The following is a 26,136-nucleotide window of genomic DNA, read 5'->3' on the forward strand; positions in this document are numbered from 1 at the left end:
TCGATGGCGTGTTTACGGTCGTGGACCGCTCAAGCCCCGTCTACGACATATGTCACGAGGACGCATTCCACATGAAGCAGTCTGCTGTGAAGACCCTCGGTGTCGCCGCTCTCGGTGCCGCCTTCGCCGCCGCCGGTGCGGGTGCCGCGAACGCCGCCCCGGGCGTTCCCGACGCCACCGCGACGCTCGACTCCGTGACCCAGAACCTCCCCACTGAGTCGCTCACCAAGACGCTCCCCGGCGCCCCCGAGTCCCTGGCCGCCGGCCACAACGCCCTGGGCACCATCGCCACCGCCGCCCCCACCATCGAGAAGGCCGCCCCGGCCGCCCTCCCCCTCGACGGTGCCGGCCCGGTCGCGGGTCTGCTCGGCGGCCTCCCGGTCAGCGGCCTCGCCGGCGGCCTGCCGGGCCTGGGCGGCTGACCCTCCCGCACACAGCTCAGGGGCGCACCCGCGGTCTTCGCGGGCGCGCCCCTGTGGCGTGCGTACGGTCACCTGAGTACGGTCACCAGGCCTGGCGGGCCTTGTTCTCGGAGGGGAACAGGATCCACAGCGCGATGTAGAGCAGGAACTGCGGCCCGGGCAGCAGGCACGAGACCAGGAAGATCACGCGCATCGTGGTCGCGGAGGTGCCGAAGCGCCGTGCCAGCGCTGCGCACACTCCGCCGATCATCCGTCCGTCGGTGGGGCGGGCAAGGGCGGTCATGAGGGGCTCCTTCGCGAACCGTCGTCGGCTGTGCTTACGCCATCGACACTACGGTGACGAAGCGGTCATAACGTCAGCTCACGGGGCGATACCGACCCTGGTAATCGTCGGGGTCCGACCCTGAGCCGGCTCCTCCAGAAGGAGGGGCGCCCCCTCGGACCTGTGGCGGATCCGGGCCCGGACGGTCGGCACCACGGCGAGATGGGCGACGGCGACGCCCACGCTGTTCAGCAGCACCGAGTCGATGTCCACGACCTGGCCGGGCACCCCGGTCTGCAACAGCTCGATGCCGAGCGAGATCAGCGCGCCCGCCGCGACCGTACGCACCAGCGAACCCCACACCGACACGTACAGGCGTCCGCCCGCGAGAGGCAGCAGTACGCCGAGCGGCGCGAGCAGGACGAGACCCTCGCCGATGCGCTGCGCGCCCTCGCGCCAGCCCAGTGCCAGATCGGCCCGGATGCCGGCCAGCGGATGCAGGTTCGCCGCGCTGACCCACGGCACGTCCAGAGGGCGCAGCGTGATCCATGCGACGAGGAAGAGATGCACGGCGAGGAGAGCGAAGCCTGCCGTACGGAAGCGGACGGCGGCCGTGGGGCCGCCTGAGCGATGGCGCTGCACGCTCCCCAAGACGCCGAGTGCGGGACGAACGGTTCCGGGTGGGTTGGGCTGGGCGGCGATGACGTGGGTCACGTGGTGTGTTCGGGTGCGGGCCGGTGGGGCTTCTCGCGCCTTGGGCAGTCCGTCACGCGCGGCTCTCGTCGTGGCTGGTCGCGCAGTTCCCCGCGCCCCTGAGACGAGCTCCGCTCGTCCAGGGGAAGGCTGCGCGCAGCGCATGCCTTCAGGGGCGCGGGGAACTGCGCGAGAAGCGGCCACCGGCCCGCGGATGGCGACGAGACGTGGGCCTTCAGGGGCGCGGGGAACTGCGCGACCAGCCACGATGGTGGCGCGCGTCAGCCGACCGTGCGGGCCGGGGCCGGGATGGTGCCGGGGCGGGCCTTCACGGCGTCCGTGCACTCGTAGTCGCGCAGCGGATCGTCCACGGGCCCGCCGAGCACCACGTGATCCCCGTCCTCCGTCGTCATCTTGCTGTTCGCGAACGTACAGACGATCTGGGCGAGGGCGTACGGGGAGAGATCGTCCGGCGGCGTGCTCAGCCGCAGCGCGTCGGACGGATCACCGGTCGCGGGGCCCGAGACCTTGAGGCGCGTGCCCACGTCCGTGGAGAACCCGGCCTGCCGCTCGTCGGCCGACGGCCGCCGCGCCAGCTGCCCCAGCAACTGCTGGGCGACCACGGCGCGCTCGGAGGACTGGCCGCGCTCCAGCGTGACCGTACGGTCGACCGTGACGAGCTGCGACGTGCAGACGAGATAGACCTGGACCCCGAACTGGCCGCCCGCGGGCGGCTCCGTCGATGTCAGGCTCGTGCTCGACAGGGCGCAGCCCACGCGCGTGGGCGCGGCGCCGAACTCGGTGGGGACCTCGGTCGGCCGGATCCCGCACCCGGCGAGCAGCAACGCCGAGAGCCCCAGCAGGACCGACAGCCTGGTGCGCGGCCTCACGTGGCGGCACCGCCTTCCTGGGAGCCCCCGGCCTTCTCGGGACCGTCGGGTACGTCTGATGCGCCGTCGTCGATGTCGTCGTCGATGTCGTCGTGGGTGTCGCGCGGCAGCCGCAGCGTGAACACCGCGCCCGCGTCCGGCGAGTTGGCGGCGGTGATCTCCCCGCCGTGGATGTGCGCGTTCTCCAGGGCGATGGAGAGCCCGAGACCGCTGCCCTCCGAACGCGGCCGCGACGCGCTGGCCTTGTAGAACCGGTCGAAGACGTGCGGCAGCACGTCCTCGGGGATGCCGGGCCCGTGGTCCATCACGTCGATCACGAGATCGCCGCCCGCGCCGCTCTCCGGCGCCTCCTCCGTGCGCACCGACACCCGTACCGGCGAACCGCCGTGCTTGAGCGCGTTGCCGATCAGGTTGGCGAGGATCACGTCGAGGCGGCGCGGGTCGACGCGGGCCATGATGCCGCGCTCCGCGTCGAGGTCGACGGCGTCCAGCCAGGCGCGGGCGTCGATGCAGGCGGTGATCTGGTCGGCGATGTCGACGTCGTCGAGGACGAGCCGGGCGGTGCCCGCGTCGAAGCGGGTGACCTCCATCAGGTTCTCCACGAGATCGCCGAGGCGCCGGGTCTCGCTCACCACGAGCCGCACCGCGGGCTCGATCATGGGATCCACCGAGCCCGTCTCGGCGTCCAGCTCCTCCTCCAGCACCTCGGTCACCGCGGTGATCGCGGTCAGCGGGGTCCGCAGCTCGTGCGACATGTCGGCGACGAACCGGCGCGAGGACTCCTCCCGGGCGCGCATGTCGGCGACCTGCTTCTCCAGGTTCTCCGCCGTCTTGTTGAACGTCCGTGACAGCTCGGCCAGTTCATCGGTGCCGGACACCCGCAGCCGGGTGTCCAGCTTGCCCTCGCCGAGCCGGCGCGCCGCGATCCCCAGCCGGTGCACGGGCTTGAGCACGGTCGTCGCCGCGGCCTGCGCGAGCAGCGCCGAGCCGATCAGCGCGAGCCCGGTGGCGATCCCGAGCGACCAGGCGAGCGAGCTGAGGTCCTTCGCCTCGGGTTCGAGCGACTTCAGCATGTAACCGGTCGGCCCGCCCGCCACCTTCGCGCCGCCCACCAGGAACGGGTCGCTGTCCTGCGTGGTGCGCTGCCAGTACAGGTGGTACGCGTGCTTGTTGCCGGACGTGACGGCCTGCTTGCGGTTCACCGCGTCCTGAAGGGAATCCGGTACGTCGGCCAGCGTGAAGGCGTCGAGATCCGAGTTGCCGACCACCTGACGGCCGTTCTCGTCCGTGCCGATGAGCAGCACGCTGAAGTGCTGGCTGCTGTCGGCCATCAGATTCGCCGCGTGCTGCAGCTCGCCCTGCGTGGGATGTTCGGGCAGTACGGCCGCCCGGTTCTGCATCTCCTGCTGGAAGTCGCTCAGCGCCGCGTCCTGGGTGCGGGTGAGCACGGCCTCGCGGTTGAGCCAGTACGCGATACCGGACGCGGAGACCGCGGCGGTCAGTGCCACCAGGGCGAACACGACCACGAGCCGCAGCCGCAGACTGGTGAAGCGCAGCCCCGCGAGTATCGCCTTCTTGGCCGCGGCGAACGCACGGAGCCGGCCGTGCCCGTTCTCGTCGTGCGGCTCGGTCACTGAGGCGAGTCCAGCCGGTAGCCCACGCCGCGCACCGTCCGGATCAGGGTCGGCGAGGACGGCACGTCCTCCACCTTGGCGCGCAGCCGCTGCACACAGGCGTCGACGAGCCGCGAGTCACCGAGATAGTCGTGCTCCCACACCAGACGCAGCAACTGCTGCCGGGACAGCGCCTGTCCGGGCCGCCGGCTCAGCTCCAGCAGCAACCGCAGCTCGGTGGGCGTCAGTTGCAGGTCCTCGCCGTTCTTGGTGACCGTCATCGCGGAGCGGTCGATGACCAGCGAGCCGAACGACGCCGCGTCATTGGCCTCGCGCTCGCCGCGGCGCAGCACCGCGCGGATCCGGGCGTCGAGGACCCGGCCCTGCACGGGTTTCACCACGTAGTCGTCCGCGCCGGACTCCAGACCCACCACCACGTCGATGTCATCGCTGCGCGCGGTGAGCAGGATGATCGGCAGCTGGTCGGTGCGCCGGATGCGACGGCACACCTCGAATCCGTCGATGCCCGGCAGCATCACATCGAGCACGATCAGATCCGGCCGCTGCTCGCGCAGCAGCTTCAGACCGTCCTCGCCGGTGGCAGCGGTGGCCACCCGATGACCCTGGCGGGTAAGGGAAAGCTCCAGGGCCGTACGGATGGCGTCGTCGTCCTCGATCAGCAACAGGGAAGGCACAAGCGCCATTCTGGCCCATGACTGGCTCTTAGTTCGACCGCTGGAGCCCTCCCACACCCGACCCGCACAGCCGGAATCCCTGTGACAGGTCTGTGACAGTCGGCGGACACCGTCATGAAGTCACCCGGGCAAGCTTTTGGACATCGCAAGGAACCACCGCGATGAGCAAGCGAAACACCGCAGGAAGAACCGGACTCCACGACGGGGGGCGCGAGATGAACACGCTGCACAGCACCAGCTCGAGCGCAGTTGTCACGCGCCTGCACGACGTGACGGTCCGGGCCGACCGACACGAGAAGTCCGGTGCCGTGAGCGGGCGGGGGTGCGCTCGCGGCACCGGGCGTCAGCACACGTCGTACATGACGGTGCTCGACGGGTACGAGGCGGTGGCCGACGGGGGTCACGGGGGTGGCCACGGGGGAGCCGCGTACAGGGAGGAATCGGGGGATCAGCGTCGTCCGTCGCTGTCGGAGGCCGAGTTCACGGCCTACGTCCAGGAGCGGCGCGCCTCCCTGTACGCAACCGCCTACCACCTGACCGGTGACCGGTTCGAGGCCGAGGACCTTCTCCAGAGTGCTCTGTTCTCGACGTACCGGGCCTGGGACAGGATCAGTGACAAGGCGGCGGTCGGGGGGTACCTCCGCCGCACCATGACGAACCTGCACATCAGCGCGTGGCGCCGCCGCAAGCTGAACGAGTACCCGACCGAGGAGCTGCCGGAGACGGCCGGCGACACGGACGCGATGCGCGGCACCGAGCTGCGCGCGGTGCTCTGGCAGGCGCTGGCCCGGCTTCCCGAACTGCAGCGCACGATGCTCGTGCTCCGCTATTACGAGGGTCGTACGGACCCCGAGATCGCGGAGATCCTCGACATCAGCGTCGGCACGGTGAAGTCCAGCATCTGGCGGTCGCTGCGGCGGCTTCGTGAGGACGAGGTGCTCAGCTTCGGCCGTGACCAGGAAGAGTCCTTCGGCGAGCTTGTCGCCTGAGGCTGGGGGGCAACGGGGGCCCTGTTCGGGGGAGCGGGGCGTTACGGGGATGGCAGCGGGACCGGAGGGCCGGGGGGTCTTCCCGGTCCCGCTCTTTTTTTAGGCGCGTTGTCGGGTGCGCCTCCGGTGGGGGCTGGTCGCGCAGTTCCCCGCGCCCCTGGGTAGTCGTTCGTGTGCGGCCCGGTGGCCGCTTCTCGCGCAGTTCCCCGCGCCCCTGAAGCGAGCTGCGCTCGCTCAGGGGAAGGCTGCGCGCAGCGCATGCCTTCAGGGGCGCGGGGAACTGCGCGACCAGCCACGACGAGAGCCGCGCCCGAAGGACTGCCCAGGGGCGCGGGGAACTGCGCGAGGCGTGGTCGCCGGTTGTCAGCCGGGGACGGTGCAGCGGCCGGCCGCTGCGGCGGCCAGACGACCCAGGGCCGCCTCCTTGCCACAGGCGTGCGCGCCCAGCGCCACCTGGCGCTCCACGATGGCGCGTTCGGCGCGCATCAGACGCCACCCGCGGCGCAGCAGGAACGGAACCGACTTGCGCCCCTCGCGCAGGTCACGGAGCAACCGGCGACGGAACGTCGTCGATGGGCGCCCGCGCAGGCACAGCGCATCGGCCAGCACCCCGAGCTCCCGGCACCGCGCGACGATGTCGGCCGCGAAGATCCCCTCAGCGATGAACAGGGGAGTGCGCCCGATGTCGAGCGCCGTCTCACCCACGCGCGAGCTGGTCGCGATGTCGTACACGGGCACGCCGGTACGCCCCTTCTCGCACAGCGACACGATCGCGGCGACCGCCACATCGGCGTCCCAGGAGTCGGTGGAGTCCCAGTCGATGTCCGAGGTGCCCGGCACCAGCGGCAACGTGGGATCGCCCGCCTCCTTGTAGAAGTCGTCGAGGCAGAGCACGGGAAGCCCCGAGCGTGCCGCGAACGACGACTTGCCGGAGCCGGAGGGGCCGGACAGCAGGACGACCCGGGTGGGTATCGGAGGATGCGTGCTCACGAGAGAACAGTGTGCGCCATCGGGGCCCGGCCGCCGACCCCGCGTCGTGTCCCTGTGGCGGGCGCCACGTCAACTACGCTACGTGGTTACGCGGTTACCCGTTCCGCATGCCGAACTCCGAAAGGTCCAGGCGCAATCCCATGGCCCGACACGCACAGTCCACGTCCTCCACCCGTACCCGTCGCTCGCTGCTGAACGCCGGCCTCGTCGTGGGTGCCGCAGGCGCGGCCCTCGTCGCGGGCGGTGGCGCCGCCGGTGCCGCGGTGCCGACCGGTGACGGCTCCGACCTCACGAGCGCGACCCAGGCCGCCACGGGCGCCCTGCACGGCTCGACGGCGACCGGTCTCGGCACGCTGAAGACGCTCCAGCTGGACCCGCTGGCCAACACCGGCGTCGACCCGCTGGACAACGCGGTGGGCACCCAGCTCGCCGACTTCGCGCCGCTCAGCACGGCGGCGGTCACCGCGCCGCTGACCAGCGGCGGTTCCCTGGACGATCTGCCGCTGGTGGGTCCGGCGACGCACCTGCTGCCGAACTGACCAGGACGGCCCCGCCCCCTCCCGGACGGAGAAGGGGACGGGGCCGCGGACCCTGCGGGGGGCTAGTACGAGGAGCCGGACGCGCCCAGCGAACCCGTCGGGTGCCAGACCGTCTTCGTCTCCAGGAAGGTCGTCAGGCGGCCCGTGCCCGGGTCGGCCGTGAAGTCCTCCACAGGCTGTGGACGGCGTACGCGCTTCAGGTTGTCCGCCGCCGCGATCTCCAGCTCCTTGGCGAGAGCCGCGTCCGCGCCGGTCAGGTCGATGCCGTTGACATCCTGGTGGGCGGCGAGCGCCGGGGCGATCTCCGACGCGCGGCCGGACAGGATGTTGACGACGCCGCCGGGCACGTCCGAGGTGGCCAGCACCTCGCCGAGGGAGAGGGCGGGCAGCGGGGACTTCTCGCTCGCGATCACGACCACCGTGTTGCCGGTGGCGACGACCGGGGCGATCACCGAGACCAGGCCGAGGAAGGACGACTCCTGGGGCGCGACGACCGTGACGACACCGGTCGGCTCGGGCGTCGAGAGGTTGAAGAACGGGCCCGCGACCGGGTTCGCCCCGCCCACGACCTGGCCGACCTTGTCGGTCCAGCCCGCGTACCAGACCCAGCGGTCGATCGCCGCGTCGACGACCGCGGCCGCCTTCGACTTGGACAGCCCCTCGGCCTCGGCGACCTCGCGCGTGAACTGCTCGCGGCGGCCCTCCAGCATCTCGGCGACGCGGTAGAGGACCTGCCCGCGGTTGTACGCGGTCGCGCCCGACCAGCCGCCGAACGCCTTGCGCGCGGCGACGACCGCGTCCCGGCCGTCCTTGCGGGACGACAGCGGCGCGTTCGCGAGCCAGTTGCCCTTACCGTCCTGCACTTCGTATACCCGGCCGCTCTCGGAACGCGGGAACTTCCCGCCCACGTACAGCTTGTAGGTCTTGAGGACACTCAAACGGTCAGACACTGAGGTACGCCTCCAGGCCGTGACGGCCGCCCTCGCGGCCGAAGCCGGACTCCTTGTAGCCGCCGAACGGCGAGGTCGGGTCGAACTTGTTGAACGTGTTGGCCCAGACGACGCCCGCACGGAGCTTGTTCGCGACCGCGAGGATGCGCGAGCCCTTCTCGGTCCAGATACCGGCCGAGAGCCCGTACTGCGTGTTGTTCGCCTTGGCGACGGCCTCCTCCGGCGTACGGAAGGTGAGGACCGACAGGACCGGGCCGAAGATCTCGTCGCGGGCGATGGTGTGCGCCTGCGTGACGTTCGTGAACAGCGTCGGCGCGAACCAGTAGCCGGACGACGGCAGTTCGCACGGCGCCGACCAGCGCTCGGCGCCCTCCGCCTCGCCCGTCTCGGTGAGCGCGGTGATCCGGGCCAGCTGCTCCGCGGAGTTGATCGCGCCGATGTCGGTGTTCTTGTCCAGCGGGTCGCCGAGGCGCAGCGTGGTCAGGCGCCGCTTCAGGCTGTCGAGCAGCTCGTCCTGGATCGACTCCTGGACGAGGAGGCGCGAGCCCGCGCAGCAGACCTGGCCCTGGTTGAAGAAGATCCCGGTGACGATGCCCTCGACCGCCTGGTCGAGGGGGGCGTCGTCGAAGACGATGTTCGCGCCCTTGCCGCCGAGTTCGAGCGTCAGCTTCTTGTCCGTCCCCGCGAGGGTGCGGGCGATCTCCTTGCCGACGGCCGTGGATCCGGTGAACGCCACCTTGTTCACGTCCGGGTGCGCGACCAGCGCCGCGCCCGCGTCGCCGTACCCGGGAAGGATGTTGACGACACCCTTGGGCAGGCCCGCCTGGCGGCAGATGTCCGCGAAGAACAGCGCGGAGAGCGGGGTCGTCTCGGCGGGCTTGAGGACCACCGTGTTGCCCGTGGCGAGCGCCGGGGCGATCTTCCAGGCCAGCATCAGCAGCGGGAAGTTCCACGGGATGACCTGGCCCGCGACGCCGAGCGCCTTCGGGTCCGGGCCGAAGCCCGCGTGGTCGAGCTTGTCGGCCCAGCCCGCGTAGTAGAAGAAGTGCGCCGCTACGAGGGGGAGGTCGGCGTCCCTCGTCTCCTTGATGGGCTTGCCGTTGTCCAGCGTTTCCAGGACCGCCAGCTCACGGCTGCGCTCCTGGATGATGCGGGCGATGCGGAAGAGGTACTTGCCGCGCTCGGCGCCGGGCAGCGCCGACCACTTCTCGAACGCCTTGCGGGCCGCCTTCACCGCCCGATCCACGTCGGCCTCACCGGCCTGCGCGACCTCGGAGAGCACCTCCTCGGTGGACGGGGAGACGGACTTGAAGACCTTGCCGTCCGCGGCGTCGGTGAACTCGCCGTCGATGAACAGCCCGTAGGACGGGGCGATGTCGACGACCGAGCGCGACTCGGGCGCCGGGGCGTACTCAAACAGGTTTGCCATGGTGATCAGTCCACCGTCACGTAGTCGGGACCGGAGTAGCGCCCGGTGGTGAGCTTTTGACGCTGCATCAGCAGGTCGTTGAGAAGGGACGAGGCGCCGAACCGGAACCAGTGGTTGTCGAGCCAGTCCGCGCCCACCGTCTCGTTGACGATCACGAGGAACTTGACGGCGTCCTTCGACGTGCGGATGCCGCCGGCGGGCTTCACGCCGACCTGGATGCCGGTCGCGGCGCGGAAGTCGCGGACCGCCTCCAGCATCAGCAGCGTGTTCGCCGGGGTGGCGTTGACCCCCACCTTGCCGGTCGAGGTCTTGATGAAGTCCGCGCCGGCCAGCATGCCGATCCAGCTCGCGCGACGGATGTTGTCGTACGTCGACAGCTCGCCGGTCTCGAAGATGACCTTCAGCCGGGCGGGGCCGGAGGCCTCCTTCACGGCGCGGATCTCCTCGTAGACCTTCAGGTACTTCCCGGCGAGGAAGGCGCCGCGGTCGATGACCATGTCGATCTCGTCGGCCCCGGCCTCGACGGCCTCCCGGACGTCCCCGAGCTTCACTTCGAGGGCGGCGCGGCCGGCCGGGAAGGCGGTGGCGACCGAGGCCACCTTCACCTCGGTGCCGGCCACCGCGGTCTTCGCCGTGGCGACCATGTCCGGGTAGACGCAGACCGCCGCCGTGCGGGGGGTCGTGCGGTCGGTCGGGTCGGGGTTGACGGCCTTCGCGCCGAGGGCCCGGACCTTGCCCGGGGTGTCGGCGCCCTCCAGGGTCGTCAGGTCGATCATCGAGATGGCCAGGTCGATGGCGTGCGCCTTCGCCGTGGTCTTGATGGAACGGGTGCCGAGCCCGGCGGCCCTCGCCTCGAGCCCCACCGCGTCGACCCCGGGCAGCCCCTGGAGGAAGCGGCGCAGGGTGGCCTCGGAGGCGGTGGCGTCGGCCAGGGCGTGGTCTTGGGCGGGTGCTGATGCGGGTGCAGTGGACATGGTCACGAGGGGAGCATATCTACGCGCGTAGCGGCTGTACAGGGGTCGCTCCCCGACGACGCGATGGGTTGTCGCCCGGGTGCGCCACCGTCGTGGCTGGTCGCGCAGTTCCCCGCGCCCCTGAGATGCGCACTGCGTGCGCCATCTCATCACCAGAGGCGCAGCCTCTGAAGGGGAGGCGGCGCGAAGCGCCTGCCTCAGGGGCGCGGGGAACGGCGCGAGAAGCGGCCACCGGCCCGCACTCGATGAACGACCCAGGGGCGCGGGGAACGGCGCGAGAAGCGGCCACCGGCCCGCACTCGATGAACGACCCAGGGGCGCGGGGAACGGCGCGAGAAGCGGCCACCGGCCCGCACTCGATGAACGACCCAGGGGCGCGGGGAACGGCGCGAGAAGCGGCCACCGGCCCGCGGGCGAAGTGCGGCCCAGGGGCGCGGGGAACTGCGCGAGAAGCGGCCACCGGCCGTCAGTCGACGAACTACCCAGGGGCGCGGGGAACTGTGCGACCGGCCCGCACCGGGGCGCACCCGAAGGACTGGCCGGGCCTGCGTCAGGCACAATCGACGCCATGACGAAGGAACCCGGGCCCACCCACGACCGCGCATACAGGTCACCCGCCGGCATCGCGGGCGGCTGCCTGCTGCTGGCGCTCGGCGTCTGGCTCGGCATCGACGCGGTGATCGGCGGATCCGGCCGCACCCCGTGGGTGGCCCTCGCGGGCCTGCTGCTCGTGGTCCCGCTCGTCGTCGCGTTCACCCTCCGCCCGGCGGTCTTCGCGGGCGAGGACCGGCTGCGGATCAGAAACCCGTTCCGGGCCATCACCCTGCCCTGGTCGGCCGTCTCGGGCTTCCGCTCCGGGTACTCCAACGAGGTCTTCGACCAGTCCGGCATTAAGTACCAGCTGTGGTCGATCCCGGTCTCCCTGCGCGGCCGCAAGAAGGCCCAGCGCAACCTGGCGAGGGCCGCCGCCGCGGACGACCCGGGACGGCGCTCGATGATCGGCACGGGCAGCATCCAGACCCGTTCCACCCGCGCCGCGACCGACCAGGTGATGGACGAGCTGCGCGAGCTGAGCGAGGCCCGCGCGGCGGAGCCCACGGCGCAGGGCGAGCCGGCGGTCCGCTGGGCCTACGAGATCATCGTCCCGGCCGCGATCGGCGCCGTACTCCTCGCCGTCCTGCTCGCGACCGGCTGAGTCACGGCGCGCTGGGCCACACCAGCGCCATGTACGCCCCGCAGTACGCGGCCCCGAGCACGGCCCCCGTCACCCCCAGCAGCCGCACCCGCCGCGACGTCGTCCTGGCCAGCGCCAGCGCGAGCGGCAGCAGCAGCGGGAAGCCGGGCAGCAGGAAGCGGGCCCGGGGGAAGTAGACGCCGCCGCTGCCCAGCACGATCACCAGCAGCACCCCGGTGAAGACCAGCAGCGGCAACGGCTGACGGTCCGCGAGCGACAGCAGCCACAGCACCGCCGCCGCGATCAGGGTCAGCGAGACCAGCACCAGGAACAGCTCGGGCGTCGAGTCGTACGCCAGGTACTCGCGCATCCGGCGCAGCGTCTCCACGCCGCCGTCCAACTGGTTGTGCCACAACCGCTGGACGGCGAAGTAACCGTCCCAGCGGCCGAGCCGCAGCCCCACCCAGCCGACGTACGCGCACCAGCCCAGCGGCGCGAGCAGCCCACCGGCCAGCACCCGCCACGACCGATGGCGGCGCAGGGTCAGCAGCGCCGACAGGGAGACCGCCGCGGCGATCGCGATGCCGGTCGGCCGGGTCAGCCCGGCCAGCGCGGACAGCGTGCCCGCCCACACCCAGCGGCCGGTGAGCACCGCGTACAGCGACCAGGCGACGCACGCCGTGAACAGCGATTCGGTGTACCCCATCCACTGGACGAGCCCGACCGGCAGGCACGCCCACAGGAAGGTCAGGGTCACCCCCACCCGGCTGCCGTACAGCCGGTCGCCGACCGCGAAGATCCCCCACGCGGCGACGAACGAGCAGGCCACAGCCAGCACGAGACCGACACTGGCGCGCGAGCCCGGGGTCACCGCGGCGAGCGCCTTCACCAGGCCCGGGTAGAGCGGGAAGAACGCCAGGTTGTTCGCGTTGTACGCGGTGCCGAGCGCGTGGGCGTACCCGTGGTCGGCGATGCCCAGGTACCACTTCGAGTCCCAGTCGCGGGCGAGCGTCGGCCAGACGCCGTGGCCCTCCTTGTGCGCCCAGACCGCGAGGACGAGCAGCGAGAAGAGACGTACGGCCGCGAACGCGGACAGGGCGGGGAGCGCGCGGCGCAGCGAGCGGGCGGCGCGGGCGCGCAGGCGGACGATCGCCGGTGGGGCGGGGCGGCTCCTTCTGGCGTGCGGGAGGAGAAGGGCCTCGGGGGCGGCGCTCGGCGGCACGGAGGGGGCTCCTGGGGAACGGGGACATGGGCCGGGGGCAACGTTCCCGTCGCCCCCTGCCCATGCCTGCCTCCCCGGCAGGAACCACCCGTCCGAGGGACCGGCGCGCCCCAATCAAGCCCCTCCGGCGATCGAGGAGCGGGGTCCGGGGCGGAGCCCCGCGGCCTGCGCTAGATCCCCGCCGCGCGGGAAAGGTCCCGCTTGATCTCCGTCAGGAGTCCGGCCGCCCTGGTGCGGGCGGCACCCAAGGAGTCCCGGTCCGCCACCGGAACCACGACCTCCAGGTAGCACTTCAGCTTCGGCTCCGTGCCGGACGGCCGCACGATGACCCGCGCGCCGTCGAGCGCGTACCGCAGCCCGTCGGTCGGCGGAAGACCACCGGCCCCCTGGGACAGGTCCTCGGCCGACGTCACCGCGAGCCCGGCCAGCACCGCCGGAGGCGTCTCGCGCAGGCGCCGCATGGCGTCGGCGATGAGCGACAGGTCCTCGACCCGCACGCTCAGCTGGTCGGTGGCGTGCAGCCCGTGGGCGAGCGCCAGATCGTCCAGCGCGTCGAGCAGCGTACGGCCCTGTTCCTTGAGCGCACTGGCCAGCTCGGTGACGAGCAGCGCGGCCGTGATGCCGTCCTTGTCGCGCACGCCTTCGGGGTCGACGCAGTAGCCGAGCGCCTCCTCGTAGCCGTAGCGCAGGCCCTCCACGCGCGCGATCCACTTGAAGCCGGTCAGCGTCTCCGCGTACGGCAGGGACGCGGCCTCGGCGATCCGGCCCAGCAGCGACGACGACACGATGGACTCGGCGAGGACGCCGGTGGCGCCCCGGCGCACGAGGTGGGCGGCGAGCAGCGCGCCGACCTCGTCGCCGCGCAGCATCCGCCACGCGGCACCGTCGCGGACGGCGACGGCGCAGCGGTCCGCGTCCGGGTCGTTGGCGATGATCAGGTCCGGCGCCTCGGCGAGCGAGCCGGCCGTCGCGAAGGACAGGTCCATCGCGCCCGGCTCCTCCGGGTTCGGGAACGCCACCGTCGGGAAGTCCGGGTCCGGCTCGGCCTGCTCGGGCACGAGCACCGGCGCGGGGAAACCGGCGCGGGCGAACGCGGCCAGCAGGGTGTCCTTGCCGACGCCGTGCATCGCCGTGTAGACGGCGCGGGCGGTGCGCGGCGAACCGGGCGCCAGGACCGCGTCCGTGCGCGCCAGATAGGCGTCCAGGACGCTGTCGTCCAGGGTCTCCCAGCCCGACTCGGGCCGCGCCACGTCGTCGAGGGACTTCACCGCGGCGATCTCGGCGGCGATCTCGGCGTCGGCGGGCGGCACGATCTGCGAGCCGTCGCCGAGGTACACCTTGTAGCCGTTGTCCCGGGGCGGGTTGTGCGAGGCGGTGACCTCGACGCCCGCCACCGCGCCCAGGTGCCGGATCGCGAACGCCAGTACGGGCGTGGGGAGCGGCCGGGGCAGCACCGCGGCGCGCAGCCCGGCGCCCACCATCACGGCTGCCGTGTCGCGCGCGAAGTCCGCCGACTTGTGGCGCGCGTCGTAGCCGATGACGACCAGGCCGTCGCCCTGTCCCTTGCCCTTCAGGTACGCGGCGAGGCCCGCGGCGGCGCGGACGACCACCGCGCGGTTCATCCGCATCGGCCCCGCGCCCAGCTCGCCCCGCAGGCCCGCGGTGCCGAACTGGAGCGTGCCCGAGAAGCGGTCGGCCAGCTCCGTCAGGTCCCCGGCCTCGATCAGCGCCGCGAGCTCGTCGCGGGTCTCGGGGTCCGGGTCCTCCGCGAGCCAGGCCTTCGCCCGGTCGAGCAGTGCGCTGCCTTCAACGGTCACGGTGACTTCCTTCGGACGACTGGTTCGTACGGACGTGGGGGCGGGCTCAGATCTTGGCGAGGACCTGGGTCAGCAGCTCGCCCATGCGGACGGCGGAGTCACGGCCGGCCTGGAGCACTTCCTCGTGGTTGAGCGGCTCGCCGGACAGGCCCGCGGCCAGGTTCGTCACCAGGGAGATGCCGAGCACCTCCGCGCCCGCCTCCCGGGCCGCGATGGCCTCCAGGGTGGTGGACATGCCGACGAGGTCGGCGCCGAGGATGCCGGCCATCCGGACCTCGGCCGGGGTCTCGTAGTGCGGGCCGGGGAACTGGGCGTAGACGCCCTCCTCCAGCGACGGGTCGATCTCCTGGCACAGCTGGCGCAGGCGCGGCGAGTACAGGTCGGTGAGGTCGACGAAGTTGGCGCCGACGATCGGCGACGTCGCCGTCAGGTTGATGTGGTCGGAGATGAGGACCGGCTGGCCCGGACGCATGCCCTCGCGCAGGCCGCCGCAGCCGTTGGTCAGCACGATGGTTTTGCAGCCCGCGGCGGCCGCCGTGCGCACGCCGTGCGCGACGGAGGCGACGCCCCGGCCCTCGTAGTAGTGGGTGCGGCCCAGGAAGACCAGGGCGCGCTTCTGGCCCACCTGGTACGAGCGGACCGTGCCGCCGTGGCCCGCCACCGCCGCGCCGGTGAAGCCGGGCAGCTCGGTGAAGGGGAACTCGGCGTCCGGCGCGCCCAGCGCCTCGGCGGCGGGCGCCCAGCCGGAGCCCATCACGAGGGCGACGTCGTGGGTCTCGGCACCGGTGAGCTCGCGCAGGCGCGCGGCGGCGGCGTCGGCGGCGGCGTACGGGTCGCCCTGGATGAGGTCCGGAGTAACAGATGCGTTCACGCGTTTGAGAGTAGCCGGTCATGTCCTACGCGCGTAGATGCTGATGGTCACGGGAATGCGATCGTTGTCTTGTCGTTTCCGACGAGAGCGCTCCGCTGGGGTGCGGGATCATTCGTCCCCGGCGCCGTCGAGGCTGGTCGGGCCGTTCTTCGCCCGCGGCCCGGTGGGGCTTCTCGCGCAGTTCCCCGCGCCCCTGAGGCATGCGCTTCGCGCAGCCTCCCCTTCAGAGGCTGCGGCTCCGTCGATGAGATGCCGCACGAAGTGCGCATCTCAGGGGCGCGGGGAACTGCGCGAGAAGCGGCCACCGGGCGTCAGTCGGCGTGCAACCCAGGGGCGCGGGGAACTGCGCGACCGGCCGCGACGGGGGCGCGGCCGGACGTGATCAGCACGGGCGCTTGCGGAGTTCCATGACGTAGTCGTGGGGGGCGCCCGCCGAGTCGGCGGCGTCGGCGATCTCGCCGAGGTAGCGGGCGGAGGGGAGGCCCCCTTCGTACCCGTTCAGTACATAGACCCAGGCGGGCTCCTCGCCCTCCAGGGTGTCGATCCGTACGCGCATCCGCCGGTAGATGTCGAGCCCGACACCCTCCCAGCGGTCCATGGAGTCCTCGTCCATCGGAGCGATGTCGTACAGCGCGACGAAGACCTGCGAGCGCGGCGCCTCCACGATCGTGGCCAGCGAGCCCTCCCAGCCCATCTGCTCGCCCCCGAACGTCAGCCGCCATCCGGTGAGCCAGCCCGTCGAACGCAGCGGCGAGTGCGGGGCGCGGCGGCTCATCAGCCGCGCGTCGAGGTTGCCGGCGTACGCGGCGTAGAGCGACATGGGTCCGAGGGTACGACAGGGACGGCCGGGACCCCGGGTGAAGTCCGTACCAGGCAGGATCCACGGCACGCACCCCGACAGGACGCCCCATTGTTGCGTGCGGGACAATGGGGCATGTGACTCGGATCGTGATCATCGGTGGCGGACCTGGCGGATACGAGGCGGCACTGGTGGCCGCCCAGCTCGGCGCGGAGGTGACCGTCGTCGACTGCGACGGTCTGGGCGGTGCGTCGGTGCTCACCGACTGCGTGCCGTCGAAGACCCTGATCGCCACGGCCGAGGTGATGACCACCTTCGACTCTTCGTACGAGGAGTTGGGGATCATCGTCGAGGACGACACCCCGGACCCGGACTCCCCGGCCCGCGTCGTCGGCGTCGACCTCGGCAAGGTCAACCGCCGGGTGAAGCGCCTCGCGCTCGCCCAGTCCCACGACATCACCGCGTCCGTCACGCGTGCGGGCGCGCGCGTGCTGCGCGGCCGCGGCCGGCTCGACGGCCAGCAGGACCTCGACGGCTCCCGCAAGGTGATCGTCACCGCCGCCGACGGCACCGAGGAGACCCTCACGGCCGACGCCGTGCTGCTCGCGACCGGCGGCCACCCGCGCGAGGTCCCGGACGCCCAGCCCGACGGCGAGCGGATCCTGAACTGGACGCAGGTCTACGACCTCGATGAGCTCCCCGAGGAGCTCATCGTGGTCGGTTCCGGTGTGACGGGCGCCGAGTTCGCCGGCGCCTACCAGGCCCTCGGCTCCAAGGTCACCCTCGTCTCCTCCCGCGACCGGGTGCTCCCGGGCGAGGACCCGGACGCCGCCGCCGTCCTGGAGGACGTCTTCCGGCGCCGTGGCATGAACGTCATGGCCCGCTCGCGCGCCGCCTCCGCCAAGCGCGTCGGCGACCGCGTCGAGGTCACGCTCTCCGACGGCCGGGTCATCTCCGGCACGCACTGCCTGATGGCGGTCGGCGCGATCCCCAACAGCGAGGGGCTCGGCCTGGAGGGCGCCGGGGTCAAGGTGAAGGACTCCGGTCACATCTGGACCGACAAGGTCTCGCGCACGACCGCTCCTGGCGTGTACGCGGCCGGAGACGTCACCGGAGTGTTCGCGCTGGCGTCCGTGGCCGCGATGCAGGGGCGCATCGCGATGTACCACTTCCTGGGCGACGCGGTGGCCCCGCTGAACCTCAAGACGGTCTCGTCGAACGTCTTCACCGACCCCGAGATCGCCACGGTGGGCGTCTCCCAGGCGGACGTGGACGGCGGGAAGTTCGACGCCCGTGTCGTCAAGCTGCCGCTGCTGCGCAACCCGCGCGCCAAGATGCAGGGCATTAGGGACGGCTTCGTCAAGATCTTCTGCCGCCCCGGCACCGGCATCGTGGTCGGCGGTGTGGTCGTGGCTCCCCGCGCTTCGGAACTGATCCACCCCATCTCGATCGCGGTCGACAACAATCTGACGGTCGAGCAGATCGCGAACGCGTTCACGGTGTACCCCTCGCTGTCCGGATCGATCGCCGAGGTCGCCCGGCAGCTGCACACGCGCAAGCTCGCCGAAGAGGGCTGACCGGCCCGTTGTCACACTGAGTCGCGGCCCATGCGGGAGGCATAGGCACGGCGGGTAGGCACCCCGCCGTGCGTATACCACTTCCGGGGGTCTGGCATGAACAGAATCTGTAATTCGGCGCAAACTGCTGAAACCAGACGGTCGTTGGGGTTACTGTCAGTTTCGTGTTCGCTGCAGAACGTCGTCAATTGATCCTCGAAATGGTGCGAGCCAACGGGGCTGTATCGCTCCGTGAACTCGCCCGCGTCGTCCAGACCTCCGAAGTGACCGTGCGGCGGGACGTGCGCGCACTGGAGGCAGAAGGACTCCTCGACCGCCGGCACGGCGGTGCGGTATTGCCGGGCGGATTCACGCGGGAGTCCGGTTTTCCGCAGAAGTCACATCTCGCGACCGCAGAGAAAACGGCCATCGCCGATCTCGCCGCGGGTCTCGTCGAAGAGGGCGAGGCCATCGTGGTGGGCGCGGGGACGACCACGCAGGAGCTGGCCCGCCGGCTCGCGCGTGTGCCGGGCCTGACCGTCGTCACCAACTCGCTCCTCGTCGCCCAGGCGTTGGCCCATGCCAACCGGGTCGAGGTCGTCATGACCGGTGGCACGCTGCGGGGTTCCAACTACGCCCTGGTGGGCAGCGGTGCCGAGCAGTCCCTCCAGGGGCTGAGAGTGTCGCGGGCGTTCCTGTCCGGGAGCGGCCTGACGGCCGAGCGCGGTCTGTCCACGTCCAACATGCTGTCGGCGTCGGTGGACCGGGCGCTCGTCCAGGCCGCCGCCGAGGTGGTGGTCCTCGCCGATCACTCGAAGCTCGGCACGGACACCATGTTCCAGACGGTGCCCACGGATGTGATCACGCGTCTCGTCACCGACGAGCCGCCCGCCCACGACGACCGCGCCGCCACCGAGTTGCAGGCGCTGGCCGACCAGGGTGTGCAGATCGCCGTCGCGGGCTCGGGGCCTGGCTCCGCCGGGGGCGGTGACTCCGCTCCGGCACGGCAGTCCCGCAGGGATGTCCCGCTCCCGGTCCAGCGCCGCGGCCAACTCCCCGGCGGGGGACACCCATTGCGGAACGCTGCCGCGATGGAACCAGCCCCGGAGCGCTCGGCGAGGGTGGCCGATCTACGACGCCGCTAGGGCCTGGGGCTCCGCCCCGGACCCCGCTCCTCAATCGCCGGAGGGGCTTGATGTGGCTGATGTGATCGCCGCCGGGGGCGCGGGGAACTGCGCGCTCAGCCACGACGGACGCGCACCCGGCGACGAGCCGTGGTCAATCGCCGGAGGGGCTTGACCGGGTGATGCCCCGCAGCGTCAACGTCAGCAGGCGATCAGCCAGGCCCGGGTCGGACGGGGTCTCCTCAGCGGCCAGCGCGATCGCGTTGGTCAGTTGCAGCAGATCCGAGATGGAGACGTCCCGGCGCACAGCCCCCGACTCCTGGGCCCGCGTCAGGAGCGCCTGCCCCGCCTCGCGCATCGGCGCACTGCACCGGGCGAGAGCGGAACTGGCGTCCTGGGACGCCGACATGAGGGCGCCCGACAGGCCGCGGTACTCGCTCGCGTGGGTGATGATGTCCCGCAGCCACGCCACGAGTGCGGAGCACGGCTGCGGGGCGTCGAGCAGCGCCCGGGAGCGGTCGAGGAGTTCGGTCACGGCCTCCTCGAAGACGGCGCTCAACAGCGCGTACCGGTTGGGGAAGTGCCGGTACAGGGTGCCGATGCCGACCCCGGCGCCGCGCGCCACGTCCTCCAGGGACGCCGACGTCCCGTGCTCGGCGAACGCCGCACGGGCGACGACGAGCAGCCGCTCGTAGTTGCGGCGCGCGTCCGCCCGCATGGGTCGGGCACCGGCGTGCGCGGTCTCGGGCGTCATGAGCTCTCCCAGGGTGCGGGCCTTCAAGGATGCCTGATCGTTCCGGTACGACGGCGAAGCGCCCGCCGGCCCCTCGCGGGGCCAACGGGCGCTCGGTACAACCGGATCGGACGGTCAGTCCTTGATCTCGCAGATGGCGGCACCGGAGGTGAGCGAGGCGCCGACCTCGGCGGACAGGCCCTTGATGGTGCCGGACTTGTGCGCGTTGAGCGGCTGCTCCATCTTCATGGCCTCCAGGACGACGATCAGGTCGCCCTCCTTGACCTCCTGGCCCTCCTCGACGGCGATCTTCACGATCGTGCCCTGCATCGGGGAGGCGAGGGTGTCACCGGAGGCGGCGGGGCCGGACTTCTTGGCCGCGCGCCGCTTGGGCTTGGCGCCCGCGTTGAGCCCGGTGCGGGCCAGCGACATGCCCATCCCGGCGGGCAGCGACACCTCGAGACGTTTGCCACCGACCTCGACGACGACGGTCTCGCGGCCGGCCTCGTCCTCCTCACCGTCGGCCGCGGGCGCGGCGAACGGCGGGATGTCGTTGACGAACTCGGTCTCGATCCACCGGGTGAAGATGGTGAACGGCTCGTCGGAGCCGGTCAGTTCGGGGGCGAACGCCGGGTCGACGACGACCTTGCGGTGGAACGGGATGGCGGTGGCCATGCCCTCGACCTCGAACTCGGCCAGCGCGCGGGAGGCCCGCTCCAGGGCCTCCTTGCGGGTGCGGCCGGTCACGATCAGCTTCGCGAGCAGCGAGTCCCAGGCCGGACCGATCACGGAGCCGGACTCGACACCGGCGTCCAGACGGACACCGGGGCCTGCCGGGCCCTCGAACCTGGTGACGGTGCCGGGCGCGGGCAGGAAGTTGCGGCCCGGGTCCTCACCGTTGATCCGGAACTCGAAAGAGTGACCGCGCAGCACGGGGTCGCCGTAGCCGAGCTCCTCGCCGTCGGCGATCCGGAACATCTCGCGGACCAGGTCGATGCCGGCGACCTCTTCGGTGACCGGGTGCTCGACCTGGAGGCGGGTGTTGACCTCCAGGAAGGAGATCGTGCCGTCCGCGCCGACCAGGAACTCGACCGTGCCGGCGCCGACGTAGCCGGCCTCCTTCAGGATCGCCTTGGACGCGGAGTACAGCTCCTCGACCTGGGCGTCCGACAGGAACGGCGCCGGGGCCTCCTCCACCAGCTTCTGGTGGCGGCGCTGGAGCGAGCAGTCACGGGTCGAGACGACCACCACGTTGCCGTGGGAGTCGGCCAGGCACTGGGTCTCCACGTGCCGGGGCTTGTCCAGGTAGCGCTCCACGAAGCACTCACCGCGGCCGAACGCGGCCACGGCCTCGCGCACCGCGGAGTCGTACAGCTCCGGCACCTCTTCGAGCGTGCGGGCGACCTTCAGGCCGCGGCCGCCGCCACCGAAGGCGGCCTTGATCGCGATCGGCAGGCCGTGCTCCTCGGCGAAGGCCACGACCTCCTCCGCGCCCGAGACCGGGTCCGGGGTGCCCGCCACCAGCGGGGCACCGGCGCGCTGCGCGATGTGCCGGGCGGCGACCTTGTCACCGAGGTCCCGGATGGCGTGCGGCGGCGGACCGATCCAGATCAGCTCCGCGTCCAGCACGGCCTGGGCGAACTCCGCGTTCTCCGACAGGAATCCGTAGCCCGGGTGGATGGCGTCCGCGCCGGAGTCCTTGGCGGCCTGCAACACCTTGGCGATGTCCAGATAGCTCGTCGCCGGGGTGTCACCACCCAGCGCGAAGGCCTCGTCGGCCGCGCGGACGTGCAGAGCGTCCCGGTCCGGATCGGCGTAGACGGCAACGCTTGCGATCCCGGCGTCCCGGCACGCCCGGGCCACGCGGACAGCGATTTCGCCACGGTTGGCGATGAGCACCTTGCGCACGATGGCTCCCTCCTTGAAACAAGCCGAGTTTAGGGACAGCCGACACGGGCTTACGACCCATCCCCAATGGTGAGCTTGCCCACACGGAGTGTGACTCGAGGGCTGCTCGGTCCCGGAAATCCCTTGTCGCGCCTGGCTGCAGGGGATCCCTCGGTCGAACCCTATCCCCGCTGTGTGGTCTAGGTCTCTGTGAGACCGCGCTGCGGCCGGTCGGCTTTCTTTGTGGAGTCCCTACGAATGGCCCAACGATTCTTTGCCTTCGCCAGAACCCTTGTCGGGAGGTTTACCCGTTAGTAGCGTTCGCGATGTCTCGACGTACTCGCAGTAACAGGCGATGGCTCAGGGGAAAGTGGGTGGGGCCGGTGGCCCGCAGGCCGGTGGCGTGGGTGGCCGCGATCGTGCTCATCGCGGAGGCGCTCGGAATCGCCTTCCTGAACTGGTTCCTCGGCCTGGTGGTCGACCACCAGGAGATGTCCCTGGCCGGTCTCGACCCGCGTGCGATGTCCGTCGGCGCCTGGGTCGCGGGCGGCGTCTTCGGCCTCTACCTGCTGCTGTGCGCCGTGGTGCTGCTGCGCGCCGCGATCACCGACCGGGCGCCGGGCGGCTTCGGACGGATCCTGCTGATCAGCGTGGCCGTGGTGCACGGGCTGCTCGGTGCGTTCGCGATCGGCCTGGTGGGCTGGCTCGCGTTCGTCGCCATGATGGTCGTGCTCGGCCTCGTCGTGCTGACGCTGGTGGCCTACGACCGCCGGGACAAGACCACGCAGGACGCGCGGCCCGCGCCGCCGGCCGGGCCCGCTAGCCCTCCGGCGCCCACAACTCCGTGACGCTGACGCCCAGTTCCGTCAGCAGGCGGCGCAGCAGCGGCAGCGACAGCCCGATGACGTTGCCGTGGTCGCCGTCGATGCCGTCGATGAAGGGCGCCGAGCGCCCGTCGAGGGTGAAGGCGCCCGCCACGTGGAGGGGCTCGCCCGTCGCCACGTACGCGGCGATCTCGGCGTCGGTCGGCTCGCCGAACCGGACCACGGTGGACCCGATGCCCGAGGCGTACCGGCCGGTCGCGGTGTCGTAGACGCAGTGGCCCGTCTGGAGGGTGCCAGCGCGGCCCCGCATCGCCTTCCAGCGGGCCGTGGCCTCCTCGGCGTCGGCGGGCTTGCCGAGCGGCTCGCCGTCCAGATCGAGGACGGAGTCGCAGCCGACGACCAGCGCGTCCCGGGCCTCGGGCCGGGCGGCCACGACGGAGGCCTTGGCCTCGGCGAGGGCGAGCGCGAGCTCCGCCGGGGTCGGGGCCGTCACGGCGTCCTCGTCGAAGCCGCTGACGATGACCTCCGGCGCGAAACCGGCCTGCCGCAGCAGACCGAGGCGGGCGGGGGACTGGGAGGCCAGGATCAGGCGGCGAGACGGCGTCATGGCAGCCAGCGTATAGAACCGCCCGCCGCTCAGAACACGCCGAGCAGAAACATGATCAGCACCATCGCGAGTGCCAGCACGAAGCTCGCCCGCCGCAGCATCCCCTGCGTCGCGCGAAGTTCCTCGGGAGGCTTGTCCTCGGGATCCGACCACAGCACGCCACCGATACTGCGACGCGCTCGCGCGGGGCGCCTGAGTACGCGTACTCAGGCGCCCCGCGCGAGCGGACTATTTTGTTCCGGCCGGCTCACGCGGGCCAGTAGGTACGCGACCAGCTCGCCGGGCCCGGGGCGGGCAGCCGGCGGCCGGCGATGCGGGAGGGGTCGGCCCACGCGTCCCGCTCGGCCGCGGCCGCCGGGGCTTCGGGCGCCGCCGCGGCCCGGGCCTGGACCACCGCCAGTGCGGCGGCCAGCTCCTCGGGGGTCGGGTTTCCTCGTACGACCTTGATCATCATGACCGGGGCTCCTAGAGGGGGATGTTGCCGTGCTTCTTCGGGGGCAGGCTCTCCCGCTTCGTGCGCAGCTGACGCAGCCCCTTCACGACGTGGGCGCGGGTGTCCGACGGCAGGATCACCGCGTCGACGTAGCCGCGCTCGGCCGCCGTGTAGGGGTTGAGGAGCGTGTCCTCGTACTGCTGGATGAGCTGCGCCCGCGTCTCCTCGACGTTCCCGGCCGCCTCGGCCGCCGCGATCGTCTTGCGGTGCAGGATGTTGACCGCGCCCTGCGCGCCCATGACCGCGATCTGGGCGGTGGGCCAGGCCAGGTTCAGGTCGGCGCCCAGGTGCTTGGAGCCCATGACGTCGTACGCGCCGCCGAACGCCTTGCGCGTGATGATCGTGATCAGCGGGACGGTCGCCTCGGCGTACGCGTAGATCAGCTTGGCGCCGCGCCGGATGATGCCCTCGTGCTCCTGCTCGACGCCCGGCAGGAAGCCGGGGACGTCGACGAACGTCAGCACGGGCACGTTGAAGGCGTCACACGTGCGGACGAACCGCGCGGCCTTCTCGCTCGCGTGGATGTCGAGGCAGCCGGCGAACTGCATCGGCTGGTTGGCGACGATGCCGACCGGTCGGCCCTCGACCCGGCCGAAGCCGGTCAGGATGTTCGGCGCGAACAGCGACTGCGTCTCGAAGAACTCGGCGTCGTCCAGGACGTGTTCGATCACCGTGTGCATGTCGTACGGCTGGTTGGCGCTGTCCGGGACGATGACGTCCAGCTCGCGGTCCTCGTCCGTGACGGCCAGGTCGGCCTCCTCGGGGAAGGCCGGCGGCTCGCTCAGGTTGTTCGACGGCAGGTAGGACAGCAGCGACTTCACGTACTCGATGGCGTCCTTCTCGTCACCCGCCATGTGGTGCGCGACGCCGGAGCGCGAGTTGTGCGCCCGCGCGCCGCCCAGCTCCTCGAAGCCGACGTCCTCGCCGGTGACCGTCTTGATGACGTCGGGCCCGGTGATGAACATGTGGCTGGTCTGGTCGACCATGACCGTGAAGTCGGTGATCGCGGGGGAGTAGACGGCCCCGCCCGCGCACGGGCCGACGACCAGGCTGATCTGCGGGATGACGCCCGAGGCGTGGGTGTTGCGGCGGAAGATCTCGCCGTACATGCCCAGCGCCATCACACCCTCCTGGATGCGGGCGCCGCCTGAGTCGTTGATGCCGATGACCGGGCAGCCGGTCTTCAGCGCGAAGTCCATCACCTTCATGATCTTCTGGCCGAAGACCTCGCCGAGCGCGCCGCCGAAGACGGTGAAGTCCTGCGAGAAGACGGCGACGGGACGGCCGTCCACGGTCCCGTACCCGGTGACGACGCCGTCGCCGTACGGCTTGTTGGCGTCCAGGCCGAAATCGGTCGAGCGGTGCCGCGCGAACTCGTCCAGCTCCACGAACGAGTCCTCGTCCATCAGCAGGTCGATCCGCTCACGGGCCGTCAGCTTGCCCTTGGCGTGCTGCTTCTCGACCGCGCGGGCCGAACCCGCGTGGGTCGCCTCGTCGATCCGGCGCCGCAGATCCTCGATCTTGCCTGCGGTGGTGTGGATGTCGGGCTTCTCTTCCAACTCGGACATCGGGATGCGGCTCCCTGCCTGGTCAGTTCGTGGGGTGGGGGACGGTGCGGTGGCTACTGACTCGTAGCGTAGTGGCGCGAATACGGCTCGGCAGTGCGGCGTTTGCCACACCTACGCTGGGTTGCATGACGCCGCGAGATGGTTCAGACGTGCACGGGAACAACCGCTGGTCCGACCTGGACCGGCCACCGCTGGGCCAGGCGGGGCTGCGCCGCTCCCTCCTGCGCGGGGACGGGCTGTGGTCGTCCCTCGAAGTGCTGCCCCGTACCGGCTCCACCAACACCGACCTGGTGGACCGGGCCTCCTCCGGGGCCCTCGCCGAGGGGGCCGTGCTGATCGCCGAGGAGCAGAGCGCCGCGCGCGGGCGGCTCGACCGGCGCTGGTCGGCTCCGCCGCGCTCCGGGCTGTTCTTCTCGGTGCTGCTCAAGCCCGGGGAGCACGAGGTGCCGGTGGAGCGGTGGGGGTGGCTGCCGCTGCTCGCCGGGGTCGCGCTCGCCACGGGGCTCTCCTCGGCGGCCGGGGTCGACACGGCGCTGAAGTGGCCCAACGACCTGTTGCTCACCGTCGGCGACGAGGAGCGCAAGGCCGCCGGCATCCTCGCCGAGCGGGCCGGCGCGGACGGGGTCGTCGTCGGGATCGGGCTGAACGTGTCGCTGCGCGCCGACGAGCTGCCGGTTCCCACCGCCGGGTCGCTGGCGCTGGCCGGGGCCAAGGTTCTTGACCGGGAGCCGTTGCTGCGGGCCGTTCTACGGTCGTTCGAGCGCTGGTATCTGGAGTGGTGCGCCGCGCAGGGGGACCCCGGGGTGTCGGGGTTGCAGGCGACGTATGCGGCGGGGTGCGCGACGCTGGGGCGCACTGTGCGGGCCCAGTTGCCCGGGGGGCGGGATCTTGTGGGGGAGGCCGTCGCCGTGGACGCCGACGGCCGCCTGGTGATCACCCCGCCCGACGGCTCCCCCGAACCGGTCTCGGCCGGCGACATCATCCACCTCCGCCCTGCCTAGACCCGCACCACCGT

General features: G+C 71.7%; 26 protein-coding genes and 1 pseudogene. 8 read left to right on the forward strand and 19 right to left on the reverse strand.

Features of this window, described 5'->3' with window-relative positions; genetic code table 11:
• Positions 1–71: 71 nt before the first annotated feature.
• The gene (locus K377_RS16165; RefSeq protein WP_111664024.1) at positions 72–422 is read left to right on the forward strand and encodes an ATP-binding protein; all 351 of its coding nucleotides are present in this window, start codon (positions 72–74) and stop codon (positions 420–422) included.
• Between the two features lie 82 nt (positions 423–504).
• Here K377_RS16165 and K377_RS16170 read toward each other — a convergent pair whose 3' ends face one another.
• The 5 genes from K377_RS16170 to afsQ1 all read right to left on the reverse strand — a co-directional run bounded on the left by K377_RS16170 (position 505) and on the right by afsQ1 (position 4,575).
• Complete coding sequence (locus K377_RS16170) at positions 505–705, reverse strand: PspC domain-containing protein (RefSeq protein WP_111664025.1); 201 nt, start codon at positions 703–705, stop codon at positions 505–507.
• A gap of 78 nt (positions 706–783) precedes the next feature.
• Positions 784–1,326, reverse strand: coding sequence for a VanZ family protein (locus tag K377_RS16175; protein ID WP_111664026.1), 543 nt, complete (start codon positions 1,324–1,326; stop codon positions 784–786).
• Positions 1,327–1,658: 332 nt separating this feature from the next.
• Positions 1,659–2,267, reverse strand: a complete 609-nt coding sequence (locus K377_RS16180) for a hypothetical protein (protein ID WP_258395051.1) — start codon at positions 2,265–2,267, stop codon at positions 1,659–1,661.
• Positions 2,264–3,901, reverse strand: a complete 1,638-nt coding sequence (locus tag K377_RS16185) for a HAMP domain-containing sensor histidine kinase (protein WP_111664027.1) — start codon at positions 3,899–3,901, stop codon at positions 2,264–2,266. Before K377_RS16185 ends, K377_RS16180 begins: the two co-directional genes overlap by 4 nt.
• Entirely contained in the window at positions 3,898–4,575 is a 678-nt protein-coding gene (gene afsQ1 / locus K377_RS16190; RefSeq protein WP_111664201.1) for a two-component system response regulator AfsQ1, read from the reverse strand. Before afsQ1 ends, K377_RS16185 begins: the two co-directional genes overlap by 4 nt.
• 215 nt (positions 4,576–4,790) lie before the next feature.
• Here afsQ1 and K377_RS16195 point away from each other — a divergent pair, with 215 nt between their 5' ends.
• On the forward strand, positions 4,791–5,564 hold the full coding sequence (locus tag K377_RS16195; RefSeq protein ID WP_111664028.1) for a SigE family RNA polymerase sigma factor: 774 nt from the start codon (positions 4,791–4,793) through the stop codon (positions 5,562–5,564).
• A 363-nt stretch (positions 5,565–5,927) separates the two neighbouring features.
• On the opposite strand, the gene K377_RS16200 is transcribed toward K377_RS16195, so the two are convergent.
• Complete coding sequence (locus K377_RS16200; protein ID WP_111664029.1) at positions 5,928–6,554, reverse strand: ATP-binding protein; 627 nt, start codon at positions 6,552–6,554, stop codon at positions 5,928–5,930.
• 140 nt (positions 6,555–6,694) lie between these two features.
• Here K377_RS16200 and K377_RS16205 point away from each other — a divergent pair, with 140 nt between their 5' ends.
• The gene (locus tag K377_RS16205) at positions 6,695–7,093 is read left to right on the forward strand and encodes a hypothetical protein (RefSeq protein ID WP_111664030.1); all 399 of its coding nucleotides are present in this window, start codon (positions 6,695–6,697) and stop codon (positions 7,091–7,093) included.
• Between the two features lie 62 nt (positions 7,094–7,155).
• Here K377_RS16205 and K377_RS16210 read toward each other — a convergent pair whose 3' ends face one another.
• The 3 genes from K377_RS16210 to deoC are packed head-to-tail and all read right to left on the reverse strand — an operon-like array spanning position 7,156 to position 10,446.
• Complete coding sequence (locus tag K377_RS16210; protein WP_111664031.1) at positions 7,156–8,043, reverse strand: aldehyde dehydrogenase family protein; 888 nt, start codon at positions 8,041–8,043, stop codon at positions 7,156–7,158.
• The gene (locus K377_RS16215; protein WP_111664032.1) at positions 8,036–9,472 is read right to left on the reverse strand and encodes an aldehyde dehydrogenase family protein; all 1,437 of its coding nucleotides are present in this window, start codon (positions 9,470–9,472) and stop codon (positions 8,036–8,038) included. The genes K377_RS16210 and K377_RS16215 overlap by 8 nt, the downstream gene beginning before the upstream one ends.
• A gap of 5 nt (positions 9,473–9,477) precedes the next feature.
• On the reverse strand, positions 9,478–10,446 hold the full coding sequence (deoC, locus tag K377_RS16220; protein ID WP_111664033.1) for a deoxyribose-phosphate aldolase: 969 nt from the start codon (positions 10,444–10,446) through the stop codon (positions 9,478–9,480).
• A 568-nt stretch (positions 10,447–11,014) separates the two neighbouring features.
• Here deoC and K377_RS16225 point away from each other — a divergent pair.
• A complete protein-coding gene (locus tag K377_RS16225; protein WP_111664034.1) occupies positions 11,015–11,641 on the forward strand; it encodes a PH domain-containing protein in 627 nt (208 codons plus the stop codon).
• Between the two features lies 1 nt (position 11,642).
• Here the strand turns inward: K377_RS16225 and K377_RS16230 are convergent, their stop codons facing one another.
• The 4 genes from K377_RS16230 to K377_RS16250 form a co-directional block, all read right to left on the reverse strand.
• On the reverse strand, positions 11,643–12,842 hold the full coding sequence (locus K377_RS16230; RefSeq protein ID WP_111664035.1) for a glycosyltransferase family 39 protein: 1,200 nt from the start codon (positions 12,840–12,842) through the stop codon (positions 11,643–11,645).
• 170 nt (positions 12,843–13,012) lie between these two features.
• The gene (locus K377_RS16235; protein ID WP_181512579.1) at positions 13,013–14,659 is read right to left on the reverse strand and encodes a phospho-sugar mutase; all 1,647 of its coding nucleotides are present in this window, start codon (positions 14,657–14,659) and stop codon (positions 13,013–13,015) included.
• Positions 14,660–14,705: 46 nt separating this feature from the next.
• Positions 14,706–15,530 carry a purine-nucleoside phosphorylase gene (locus K377_RS16240; RefSeq protein WP_111664036.1) on the reverse strand — a complete coding sequence of 275 codons (825 nt, stop codon included), beginning with the start codon at positions 15,528–15,530 and terminating at the stop codon, positions 14,706–14,708.
• Between the two features lie 382 nt (positions 15,531–15,912).
• Entirely contained in the window at positions 15,913–16,350 is a 438-nt protein-coding gene (locus tag K377_RS16250) for a gamma-glutamylcyclotransferase (RefSeq protein ID WP_111664038.1), read from the reverse strand.
• Positions 16,351–16,424: 74 nt separating this feature from the next.
• Here K377_RS16250 and K377_RS16255 point away from each other — a divergent pair.
• Together K377_RS16255 and K377_RS16260 are read left to right on the forward strand one after the other, a co-directional pair.
• Positions 16,425–17,906 (forward strand): annotated as a pseudogene (locus tag K377_RS16255) (NAD(P)H-quinone dehydrogenase); the annotation flags it as partial.
• 200 nt (positions 17,907–18,106) lie between these two features.
• Positions 18,107–19,030, forward strand: a complete 924-nt coding sequence (locus K377_RS16260) for a DeoR/GlpR family DNA-binding transcription regulator (RefSeq protein WP_237551352.1) — start codon at positions 18,107–18,109, stop codon at positions 19,028–19,030.
• A 133-nt stretch (positions 19,031–19,163) separates the two neighbouring features.
• Here the strand turns inward: K377_RS16260 and K377_RS16265 are convergent, their stop codons facing one another.
• Positions 19,164–19,763, reverse strand: a complete 600-nt coding sequence (locus tag K377_RS16265; protein WP_111664203.1) for a TetR/AcrR family transcriptional regulator — start codon at positions 19,761–19,763, stop codon at positions 19,164–19,166.
• Positions 19,764–19,877: 114 nt separating this feature from the next.
• Positions 19,878–21,650, reverse strand: a complete 1,773-nt coding sequence (locus K377_RS16270) for a biotin carboxylase N-terminal domain-containing protein (RefSeq protein WP_111664041.1) — start codon at positions 21,648–21,650, stop codon at positions 19,878–19,880.
• Between the two features lie 353 nt (positions 21,651–22,003).
• Here K377_RS16270 and K377_RS16275 point away from each other — a divergent pair, with 353 nt between their 5' ends.
• Entirely contained in the window at positions 22,004–22,477 is a 474-nt protein-coding gene (locus tag K377_RS16275; RefSeq protein WP_111664042.1) for a hypothetical protein, read from the forward strand.
• Here the strand turns inward: K377_RS16275 and K377_RS16280 are convergent.
• The 4 genes from K377_RS16280 to K377_RS16290 all read right to left on the reverse strand — a co-directional run bounded on the left by K377_RS16280 (position 22,449) and on the right by K377_RS16290 (position 25,121).
• A complete protein-coding gene (locus tag K377_RS16280) occupies positions 22,449–23,060 on the reverse strand; it encodes a nucleoside triphosphate pyrophosphatase (protein WP_111664043.1) in 612 nt (203 codons plus the stop codon). The genes K377_RS16275 and K377_RS16280 overlap by 29 nt on opposite strands.
• 29 nt (positions 23,061–23,089) lie before the next feature.
• Positions 23,090–23,218 carry a morphogenic membrane protein MmpB gene (mmpB, locus tag K377_RS42270; RefSeq protein WP_258395052.1) on the reverse strand — a complete coding sequence of 43 codons (129 nt, stop codon included), beginning with the start codon at positions 23,216–23,218 and terminating at the stop codon, positions 23,090–23,092.
• An 89-nt stretch (positions 23,219–23,307) separates the two neighbouring features.
• Entirely contained in the window at positions 23,308–23,514 is a 207-nt protein-coding gene (locus K377_RS16285) for an acyl-CoA carboxylase epsilon subunit (RefSeq protein WP_111664044.1), read from the reverse strand.
• A gap of 11 nt (positions 23,515–23,525) precedes the next feature.
• Positions 23,526–25,121 carry an acyl-CoA carboxylase subunit beta gene (locus K377_RS16290; protein ID WP_111664045.1) on the reverse strand — a complete coding sequence of 532 codons (1,596 nt, stop codon included), beginning with the start codon at positions 25,119–25,121 and terminating at the stop codon, positions 23,526–23,528.
• Between the two features lie 125 nt (positions 25,122–25,246).
• Here K377_RS16290 and K377_RS16295 point away from each other — a divergent pair, with 125 nt between their 5' ends.
• A complete protein-coding gene (locus tag K377_RS16295; RefSeq protein WP_111664046.1) occupies positions 25,247–26,122 on the forward strand; it encodes a biotin--[acetyl-CoA-carboxylase] ligase in 876 nt (291 codons plus the stop codon).
• Positions 26,123–26,136: the final 14 nt, after the last annotated feature.

It is taken from the genome of Streptomyces sp. PsTaAH-137, assembly GCF_003259365.1.
Classification (GTDB): Bacteria; Actinomycetota; Actinomycetes; order Streptomycetales; family Streptomycetaceae; genus Streptomyces.